Here is a 10956-nt window from a genome sequence, read left to right on the forward strand (position 1 = left end):
TTCTAATCACCCTTCATTTATACAACTTAATTGTAAAAATAGTTCCTTTTCCTATATCACTAATTATTTCTACATCTCCATTTTGAGCCTTAATTAAATTATATACAACAAAAAGACCTACTCCAAAACCTGTTGAGCTATTATTTTTTACTCTATCTTCAACTTCATACTTTTTAAATGCTTTTTTTATAAATTCTTTGCTCATACCTATTCCAGTATCACCTACCTCTATAAGTACTTCCTCTTCTGAATCTTTTATATTTATAAATATAGTTCCATTCTCATTAGTAAATTTTAATGAATTTGATACTAAATTTAATATAACTCTTTGCATCATCTCTTTATCAAAATAAACATATATCTCTTCTTCATCAGTATCGAAAAGTATATTTATTCCTTTGCTCTTTATATGTGTAGAAAGAGAATCTAGGTAATCCTCAACAAATTCTACGATATTATCTAAAACTAAGTGAGCCTCTAAGTTTTCCGAATCTATTTTACTTGTATCTATAAGATTATTAGCAAACTTAGTAAGAAGAAAGCAATTTTGCTTACTTATTTCATTATAAGCACTTATTTTTTCTATATCATTATTTTCAATTAATATTTTCTCTAATTGTATTGCCGAATATATTACACTTATAGGTATCTTTAAATCATGAGAAATATTCGATAAAAAGTTTTTCTTTATTTCTTCTTTCATCTTTATGCTCTCTAACTCTTCTTTCATAGATACGAGCTTTATTTCTTCAGTTAAGTCTTTTAATAATAATATACATTCTGATTCTTCACCATTTAAAGAAAAGAATCTAACTTCTACTTTCTTATCATCTTTATCTATTGTCGTTGAATATGGCCCTTTATTTATATCAACTACTATTTTTCTTATATCAATATTAAAATCTATATAGTTATCTATTCTTCTATTTACAACTTCTCTTAAATTTTCTTTTTCTATTATTTTCAAAAAATTTGAATTACAATAAGATATCCTAAGATTATTATTTATTATCACTATAGGATCAGGTAAACAACCTAAAAAACTTTTATATACTAAATGTCTATCCTTTAACTTTCTATAAGCTTCTTCTAGTTTATAGTTACTTTCTATTATTTCTTTATTTATCTCTTCTAATTTTTTATTTGTCTCAACTGTTTCTTTAAAAATAAAATTATAATTTTCCTTTGCTATATTGACTATTACAAATAAAATTGTAGCTGTATAAATCAACAATTTTATTACACTAACTATATCAACTAGCAAATATATTTCTATATTTTTCATAAAAATTCTAATAATAAAATCTATCGTTATAATATTAAAATTTAACTTTAGTAAATATATTTTTTTATTAAATATTCCCTTATTTATATTAAGATATCTATATGTTGCTATTAGAAGCACTGCAGTTGTAATTATATATAATAAATATATAAAATTCTTATATGTAATATTATTTATTAAACTTAAAAATGAAACAATCCCAAATAATAAAATATACTCTAAATATATTTTATTACAAATTCCAGTATCATCTTTATATTTAGCTATTATATAATATAGAAGTACTATATTAAGAGATTTAAACTCATAACACCTACTATATCCCATCTTAGAAAGAACTATTTTCAATTCTTGAAATTGATTTTCAGGAGTTGAAAATACCATAAAAACTATACACATAATAAAAAGAAATATTTGCAATATTCCATATATTTGCTTCTTAGTTAGACTCTTTAAATGTATTATAAACATAAGTAAAATCATAACTATTATTATATTCAACGCTTGTACAATATCATATATGGCTATAAAGTCATATATTAAAGCTATCTGGTACATACTAAAGAAAATTAAGCTTATTAATATATATGATAATAATTTTTTCATATCAATATAATAAATTTTCATTCTAAAATTATTATAATCCACACTATTTCTCCTCGCTAGCAATTATTACTACATAATTTTACATCATTTACTTTTATATGTGAATAAATTTAGAAAATTTTGTAGATTTTTTGTAGATATGGTAAGTATATGAACTTATTATATAAGTTCATATACTTATTTCTTTAATATTCTATTTTTCTAACCATTTTATAATATCATTAATAACTTCATCTTTATTTGCTTCATTTAGCATCTCATGCCTTCCATCTTTATATAACTTATAACTAATGTCTTTTACACCAATTTTTTTATAGCTTTCATAAAGATTTATTATTCCTTCCCCAAAATAACCAACTGGATCTCTATCTCCCGCAAAAATATAAATAGGAATGTCTAAAGCTTTTACTTTTTCTAAATTTTCATTTTTATGTATATCCCATAATCCATTTATTAAATCATAATAAAAAGGAGTTGGATATATAAATCCACAGTACTCATCATTTATATATTTGTCTACTTCATTTTCATCTGAGCATAACCAATCAAAACTAGTCCTTGGATTTTTTACACTTTTATTAAATCCCCCAAATGATAACTTGTCCATTAATCCACTTCTTTTATTATTTCCTTTAATAAACATTTCAAATTTAGCAACAGCTAATCCAGCTTTAGTAAAGGCTTTTGGACTTCCATTGCTTCCAGATAAAATAAGAGCATCAATAGTATCCCCATACATTTGTATATATCTTTGACTTAAGAAAGATCCCATGCTATGACCAAATAATATTAATGGTATCTCTTTATTTTCATTTTTTATAATTTCATTTAATCTTCTTATATCTTCAATCATTGAATAAAATCTATTTTCTTTACTTATAAAACCCAGTTCATTTAAGTCATTTACACTTTTTCCATGCCCACTATGATCATGAGCATAAACTGTATATCCCTCTTCAACAAGTCTATTTGCAAAATAATCATATCTTCCAGCCCATTCTGACATCCCATGAACTATTTGAATAACAGCTTTTGGCTTCCTTGAATTATCACTCCATTTATAGCAACTAATATTTATTCCTTCTTTATTCTTAAAAACAAAATTTTTCATAGTAACTCCCCCGATTTTCTATTTATTATATTATCTCTTCTATATTTATCCCTGTCAAACTTCAATAATTAATAAAATCTTATAACAACCTTATTTGTAAGTATATAAAGTTATGATATACTATTCATAGTTAAAATCAAAAATTTATTATTATTTGATTATCTATTAATATTATTGTATATAATATTGGATAAGTATTATAAGGTGGTGAAAAAGATTAGTATTAAATCAATAATAAGCATTATAGCTTCAAAAATTACAATTTTTCTAACAAAAACAATACTAAAAGGGGGAACAACCTTTCCTGGAAAAGTAGCCTTAAAAATAGATAGAAATATACTTTCAAAGGTATCCAAAGGCTACAAAGTAGTTTTAATCACAGGTACTAACGGTAAAACTACTACGACTAGCATGATTTATAACATTATAAAAGAAAGCGGAAATAAGGTTATTACTAATAATACTGGTGCAAACCTTTTTCCTGGAATAGTTACAACCTTCATTGATAACTATAAGTTCTTTAATAAAGTTGAAGATTCTTATGCAGTTATTGAAGTTGATGAAGCTAACTTAAAATATATAACTGAATATATTAATCCAGAAATAATAACTGTGACAAACCTTTTTAGAGATCAGCTAGATAGATATGGTGAAGTTTACACTACTTTATCAAAAATATTAGAAGGAATACATCTTTCTCCTAATACTACATTAGTCTTAAATGGAGATGAATCTCTCTTAGGTAAATTAGAACTTCCAAATAAAACTGTATTTTATGGTTTTAATGCAAGTATAGGAGATAATAAAGATATAGAAATAAATGCTGATGCTAAGTTCTGCAAATTCTGTAAGTCTCCTTATGAATATAATCATATTACATATAATCATTTAGGTGACTTCTACTGTACAGGCTGTGGCTTTAAAAGAGCTCCTTTAGAATATGCAGTAACTGAAATTTTAGAACTAACACCTGATAGTTCAACTGTAAAGCTTAATGATTTAGAAGTTACTATAAGCCAATCAGGTGCTTATAACATTTATAACGGTCTTTGTGCTTATGCTGTAACTAAAGAAATTGGAATAAATGATACTTCAATAAAAAAATCATTACAAAACCAAGATTCTAGTTTTGGAAGACAAGAAGCATTAAATATTGAAGGTAAAGATGTAAAGATTATTTTAGTTAAAAACCCTGCAGGATATAATCAAGCTTTAGATACGCTTTGTTTAAATAAAGATCCTTTTGCTGCAGCATTTCTTTTAAATGATAATTATGCAGATGGTACTGATGTTTCTTGGATATGGGATGTTGACTTTGAAAAGCTTCATGACCTTAATATTAATGAAGTATTTGTTTCTGGTATAAGATGTTATGATATGGCAGTTAGACTTAATGTAGCTGGATTAAATAAAGATAACTTTATAATTGAAGAAACTTTTGAAAGGCTAACAGAAAAAATTAAAAATAGTAAAAATGATAAAATTTATATTCTTGCTACTTACACTGCTATGATTAACTTTAGAAAATATCTTCATTCAAAAGGTTACATTAAAAAACTTTGGTAAATAAGGAGGTTTATAAATGGAATTAAATATTTGTCATCTTTATCCTGATTTACTTAATGTTTATGGAGATGTTGGTAATATTCTAATACTTAAACATAGAGCTGAGCAAAGAGGAATAAAGGTTAATATAATTAATACGTCATTAAATGATGAATTTGACTCAGAAAATACAGATATACTATTTTTTGGTGGCGGTCAAGATTTTGAGCAATCAATAGTTTCTAATGATTTAAAAACTATAAAAAAACCTAGCTTGCAAAAATATATTGAAGATGAAAAGGTCGTTATTGCAATTTGTGGTGGTTATCAATTGCTTGGAAAATATTATATGGCTCCAAATGGAGAAAAAATTGAAGGTTTAGGAATTCTTGATATATATACAGAAGGTGGAGATACTCGCTTTATAGGAAATACAGTTATATATAATGAAGAGTTTAATGAAACATATGTAGGTTTTGAAAATCACTCTGGTAGAACTTATACTAACGGGTTAAAACCACTAGGAAAGTGTGTACATGGCTATGGAAATAACGGTGACGATGGAAACGAAGGTTGTATATATAAAAATACATTCTGTAGCTATTTCCATGGATCATTATTATCTAAAAATCCTGAGTTAGCAGATAGATTTTTAAATATAGCTTTAAGTAAAAAATATGATAATGTAAACCTAGAAAAAATAGATGATTCTCTTGAACTAAAAGCAAAAGAAGTTATGATAAAAAGATTAGAAAATAAGAAATAAAATTAAGGCAAACTATTATACACAGTAGTTTGCCTTAATTTTTTATTTATTTAATACATTTATATCTTTTAAATATTGAATTTCCCAGTCTTCTATTTCATTTAATGACTTAAATCTATAGCCTTTTTCTTTATAAAAATCAATTATACCTTGAAGTGATTCTACAGTAGCATATTTGTCCCCTAAATCATGCATAAGAACTACTTCAACATCATATAATCCACCTTCATCTCTTATTCTTGAATTAATAAACTCTGCTGATATATCTTTAGATTCCGCATCTCCTACTGCAATAGTCCAATCTATATAATATTCACCATTTTTTGATATACTCTCTTTTATTTTAGATAATACATTAATATCACAAACCTTGTTATCAGCACCACCTGGTAATCTTATAAAATTTAAGTTTCTTTTTCCTAATATACTTTCAATAGTACTCTTGCATTTATCTAAATCTTTAAAATAATTTTCTTCACTTTTATATAGAGATGTATAATCATGCATATTGCAATGAGGCATTATGCACATTCCACTTTCATTTAGTGATTTTATCATATATGGATATATATTAGCAGAATCTCCAACAACAAAAAAAGTTGCTTTTATATTATTTTCATTTAATATATTAATTAACTCTTTAGTTATATTTACAGATGGTCCATCATCAAAAGTTAAATATACAGTTTTCATATGATTTTCTGTATACAATGCAGAAACTGGGATATAATTTATATTGTTAAGAAATATAAAAAGTGCAATAAAACTAATAAATCTACTAAACTTTTTGATATTAACCACCTCTTTCTTATATTTCTATTTTGTACAATTATTAAATTTATATTACATGTAAATTAAACCACTTAACAATCATTCTATATGTTGTTATTATGTAAAGTGGGTGTTATACTTAAATTTGTGTATAAACCTAATAGCTTCAAAATAAGAAATTAAATCATATTCATGTTTAAGTTGTTAATATACATCTTATTTATAGTATTATATTAAATAGACAATAAACCTATTTAATATTAATTACATATGCTTTAAGTGAATATTTTAAAAGAAGCCATATATTGTTTAAATTTTTATATAAATTACTAAAATACATAATTTAAAAAATATTATATTAATATAATTAGGTTATCTATTTTTGTTAGCTATATAATTTATTACAACTTATATATATTAAAATCTTTAGAAATGGGGAGATGAAATTGAAAAAGAAAAATTTACTAAAGTCGCTGGCAGTTGCTCTTTCTATTTCGTTATTAGCTCCTTTTGCTAATAAAGTAAGTGCACAAGAGACAAATATTCAAACTCCAGAAATTATTGGAGAAGCCGCTGTAACAATGGACATTAATACAGGTGAAATTATTTATTCAAAAAATGCTGATTTAAAATTATCACCTGCAAGTACTACTAAACTTATGACTGCTCTACTTTTTGCAGAGAACAAGTCAAAATCAGACACATTAACTTTTAGTGATACTGTCGTTAAGGTAACTGAAACATCCCTAAATAACTACAAAGCAATAAATCCTGGAGATAAAATTTCAGCAGAAGATACTATGAAAGCTGTAATGATATTTTCTGCAAATGATACTGCTTATTTAATGGCAGAGTCAGTTGGTGGTACAGTAGATAACTTTATAAATATGATGAACAATAAGGCTGCGGAATTAGGACTTAAAAATACTCATTTTGTTAATCCATCAGGATTAGAAATTGATCCTTTAAATCCTAGCAATACTGAAATAAATCAAACTACAGCATATGACTTAGCTCAAATAGGAATTGCTGCTTTTAAAAACGATTGGGTTAGAGAAACCATGGCTCCTAAGAGTGGTGAAATTAGTGTTAGCCTTTCAGGCACACCTATAATAATTGAATCTAGAAACAAATTACTTGGTAAAAATGGTAATATAGGTGGTAAAACAGGAACTGAAGAACAAGCTGGACACTGCTTTGTCGGATTTTATGAAAGAGATGGTAGAGATCTAGTTACTGTAGTTCTAAAATCTGAATATGGTGCAACTGGTCTTAATGTATTTGAAGATACAGAAAAATTAGCTAACTATAGTTATTCAGCACCAAAAGAAATCTATAAAAATGCTGGTGATGAAATTGGCACTGTAGATTTAACTTACAAATCATTTAGATTCTTTGGTCCTGAAAAGCAAATAACAGCTCCTATAGTTGTTAACGAAGATGTAGAATACTATAAAAATGATTTTAATGATAAAAATGCTACTCTTTCTTATAATGGAGATGTAAAAGATGCTTGGAAATTAAGTGGTAATAAAGAAGTTAAGTTAACATTTTCTACTCCAGGACATACTGAAGATGTTTTAGGAATGGTTAAACTTTCATCTTTTGAGCTTATTAAAGCTAATTTACCTATATATTTATTATCATTATTAATTATTGTAATTATATTAGTTTTAATATTATTTATAGTAAGAATAATTAATATGAAAAAAAGAAGAAGAAGAAGATATTATTAAAAATAAAAGGTGGATTTAATTAAATCTACCTTTTATTTAATTTTAATTCTTATTTATATAAATTAGAATAAATATATGCTATAATCCTAAAGAAAATATTTTAAAGGGGAGATTCTATTTTGAATAAAGTTGATTTTAAAGGAAGCGTCGTTTTAAACCCTGTCCCTGTAGTTTTAATTACATCTAGAAATAAATCAGGGAAAGATAATGTTTTTACAGTTGGATGGACTGGAACAATCTGTACAAAGCCTCCAATGCTTTCTATTTCCATTAGACCTGAAAGACTTTCTTATGAATACATATGTGAAACTATGGAATTTATTGTTAATATGCCCTCTTCTGAAATGGTTAAAGCTGTAGATTACTGTGGAGTTAAGCCGGGTAGAAAATTCGATAAAATAAAAGACATGGGATTTACAATGAAAGAAGGAACAAATGTTAATGTTGCCTATATAGATGAATGCCCTGTTACTATCGAATGTAAGGTTAAAGATATAATAAAATTAGGCACACATGATATGTTTATTGCAGAGGTTGTAGGCTCTCATATAAATAGTAACTTAATAGATGAAAAAGGAAAAATCCATTTTGAAAAAGGTGATTTAATTTCATATTGTCATGGAGAATATTTTAAACTTCCTCAAAACTCTATTGGATCTTTTGGATTCTCCGTTTCAAAAAAAATTAAGGATTCTAAAAAACAGAAGGACAGTAAAATAAATAATAATAAAAAAATAGAAGAAAATTCTAAAAATAATTTCTTGAATAAAAATAATTCTCCTAAAAATAGTTCAAAATCAAATAGTAAAAAAAATTATATAAATAAATCAAAAAAAGCAAGTAATTCAATTAAATTTAAAAAGAAAAATAAATAATCTCTAAATATATTATGGAATATATTTTTTGGATAAATTTACATACAAATTTGTTTTAATAAATGCTTATTATTCCAATAGATTCCTTGACTTTAAGTAAAAATCTATCTATACTCAATAATGTTACAATGAATTAGATTTGGGGGATTAAGCCATGTTTATATTAACATACACTATTAAATATGAAGAACTAGATGAGAAAATTGAAAAATTACAAATTAATGATATCTTCAATGTATTTTATGAAAGTCCTTTAGAAATTACTACTGATGAGTATGGATATGGTTATCTAGAAAAATCAGTTTCTACTATCGATATTAAAGTTGCTTATGAGCTAGATAAAGATAACTTATCTTCATTTAAAGATACTGTTTCTTCTATTTTAGAGACAGATTGTATAAATATTGAAGAAGTAAATTATGATTATGAAAATTATGACTTTCCTATGGTACATATAAATGATAACTGGGTTTTAGCTTCCCCTGATGAAGTTATAAATGATAAAAATACGCATAAAATTTCTTTTATTTCTCAAGGTGCATTTGGTACTGGATTGCATGAAACAACAAGAGACTTATTAAATGTTATTTTAACTGAAATTGATTTATGCAATAAATCAGTACTAGATATAGGCACTGGATCAGGAATTTTATCAGTTGCATCTGCTATTATAGGTGCATCAAAGGTTACTGCTTTAGATATAAGAGATGTAAGAGAAGAAGTTGAATTAAATGCTTCATTAAATGGATTATATAATATTGAAGTTTTAGTTGGCAATGCATTAAATGAAGAAGTTAAAATAGATGATAAATATGATTGGATTTATATAAATATAGGTGGAGAAGAAACTGAATTGTTTATGTACTTTATAAAAGAACATTTATTATCCAATGGAAAACTTCTTGTATCTGGACTTGTAGAATGGAGCTTTGATAAAGTTAAATCTATAGTTGAAAGTCATGGATTTAAACTTGAAACAAAATATCAAACTAATGAATGGATAACTGCCACCTTCAATTCATAATTGATAATGTATAATTAATGCTAAAAAAGACTTACCTTTCGATAAGTCTTTTTTTACTTCTTATTTTTCATGAAGGTATTTATATATGTTATAATTTGCTTTAACTTTATCTACATACTTCTTTGTTTCCGGAAATGGTATATAATCTAAATTTTCACCATCTTGTGAATACTCTTCATCACTTAGCCATTTATTAACATTTCCACTTCCACCATTATAAGCTGCTAATATCAAATCTAAATTTTCATTAAATTCATTTTCTAAGTTTTTTAAATACCAACATCCCATTTTTATATTTAACTCTGGATCAAAAAGCATAGATGGTATAAAATAATTTATTCCAATTTCTTTTGCTGCCCATTCTCCTGTTGTATCCATAATCTGCATTAGTCCTTTGGCATCTCTCTTTGAAACAGCTTCCTTATTAAAATTACTTTCTGTCTTAATAACTGCTAATACAAGATACGGATCTACTTCATATTCCTCACTATACTTATTTATATAATCAGCATATTTGTATGGATACACATAGTTCTTCATTACTAATGTTATTCCAATATAAGCAATAAATACTGTAATTAGAATAGTCAAGATACGTTTAAACTTCATTGCTTTCTCCCTACTTATTTAATTACCTTTAAAAAATCCACTACCTTATCAACTTGATTCTTAGTTTTTAATAAGTCACCATTATTATCAATAATAATATGTGCATACTCTTTTTTCTTATCTAGCGATATTTGTGCATTTAACCTATTTACAGCTTCATCTCTAGATAATCTGTCTCTATTTTTTAATCTCATTATCTGAGTGTTATTATCTACCCATACTACAATTATATAATCCATATAATCATTAAGGTTATTTTCTATCAAAGTTGGAGCATCTAATATAACAATTGACTCTCCACTTTTTTCGTACTTATCTAGCTCTTCAAAAATTTCATCTTTTATATATGGAATAATTATCTCTTCATATTTTTTTCTCTGTTTTGGAAATCTAAAAATATGATTTCCAAATTCTCTTCTTCTAAATTCCCCTCTCCAATCGAAAAAACCTGATCCAAATTCTATTTTTATCTTATCTAGAATTTCAGGGTATTTAATAAGGACATCTCTAGAGATTGTATCTGCATCTATTATTTTAAATCCTTCTTCTCTAAGCATTCTTGACACAGTGCTTTTGCCAGAACCAATTCCTCCTGTTAACCCTATCTTAATCATTTTCAGTTAAGCCC

General features: G+C 25.6%; 10 protein-coding genes. 5 read left to right on the plus strand and 5 right to left on the minus strand.

What is annotated here, in order from left to right; all coding sequences use genetic code 11:
• Positions 1-13 precede the first annotated feature (13 nt).
• Positions 14-1933 (minus strand): sensor histidine kinase, encoded by a 1920-nt coding sequence (locus J2Z25_RS18910; RefSeq protein WP_209740947.1) that lies wholly within the window; start codon positions 1931-1933, stop codon positions 14-16.
• A gap of 151 nt (positions 1934-2084) precedes the next feature.
• Positions 2085-3002 (minus strand): alpha/beta hydrolase, encoded by a 918-nt coding sequence (locus J2Z25_RS13215; RefSeq protein ID WP_195960120.1) that lies wholly within the window; start codon positions 3000-3002, stop codon positions 2085-2087.
• A gap of 207 nt (positions 3003-3209) precedes the next feature.
• Here J2Z25_RS13215 and J2Z25_RS13220 point away from each other — a divergent pair, with 207 nt between their 5' ends.
• Both J2Z25_RS13220 and J2Z25_RS13225 read left to right on the plus strand, forming a co-directional pair.
• The gene (locus J2Z25_RS13220; RefSeq protein WP_209740948.1) at positions 3210-4568 is read left to right on the plus strand and encodes a MurT ligase domain-containing protein; all 1359 of its coding nucleotides are present in this window, start codon (positions 3210-3212) and stop codon (positions 4566-4568) included.
• Positions 4569-4584: 16 nt separating this feature from the next.
• On the plus strand, positions 4585-5313 hold the full coding sequence (locus J2Z25_RS13225) for a type 1 glutamine amidotransferase (RefSeq protein ID WP_209740949.1): 729 nt from the start codon (positions 4585-4587) through the stop codon (positions 5311-5313).
• Positions 5314-5355: 42 nt separating this feature from the next.
• Here the strand turns inward: J2Z25_RS13225 and J2Z25_RS13230 are convergent, their stop codons facing one another.
• Complete coding sequence (locus J2Z25_RS13230) at positions 5356-6006, minus strand: polysaccharide deacetylase family protein (protein ID WP_280916512.1); 651 nt, start codon at positions 6004-6006, stop codon at positions 5356-5358.
• A 518-nt stretch (positions 6007-6524) separates the two neighbouring features.
• Between J2Z25_RS13230 and J2Z25_RS13235 the strand changes: the two genes are divergently transcribed.
• From J2Z25_RS13235 to J2Z25_RS13245, 3 genes are all read left to right on the plus strand, one after another.
• The gene (locus J2Z25_RS13235; RefSeq protein WP_245173362.1) at positions 6525-7820 is read left to right on the plus strand and encodes a D-alanyl-D-alanine carboxypeptidase family protein; all 1296 of its coding nucleotides are present in this window, start codon (positions 6525-6527) and stop codon (positions 7818-7820) included.
• A gap of 119 nt (positions 7821-7939) precedes the next feature.
• Positions 7940-8695, plus strand: coding sequence for a flavin reductase family protein (locus J2Z25_RS13240; protein ID WP_209740952.1), 756 nt, complete (start codon positions 7940-7942; stop codon positions 8693-8695).
• Between the two features lie 154 nt (positions 8696-8849).
• A complete protein-coding gene (locus tag J2Z25_RS13245; protein WP_209740953.1) occupies positions 8850-9719 on the plus strand; it encodes a 50S ribosomal protein L11 methyltransferase in 870 nt (289 codons plus the stop codon).
• 60 nt (positions 9720-9779) lie between these two features.
• On the opposite strand, the gene J2Z25_RS13250 is transcribed toward J2Z25_RS13245, so the two are convergent.
• On the minus strand, positions 9780-10328 hold the full coding sequence (locus J2Z25_RS13250; RefSeq protein WP_209740954.1) for a lytic transglycosylase domain-containing protein: 549 nt from the start codon (positions 10326-10328) through the stop codon (positions 9780-9782).
• Positions 10329-10342: 14 nt separating this feature from the next.
• Complete coding sequence (gene coaE, locus J2Z25_RS13255) at positions 10343-10942, minus strand: dephospho-CoA kinase (protein WP_008679630.1); 600 nt, start codon at positions 10940-10942, stop codon at positions 10343-10345.
• Positions 10943-10956: the final 14 nt, after the last annotated feature.

It is taken from the genome of Clostridium tertium (assembly GCF_017873245.1).
Taxonomy (GTDB): Bacteria; Bacillota; Clostridia; order Clostridiales; family Clostridiaceae; genus Clostridium; species Clostridium tertium.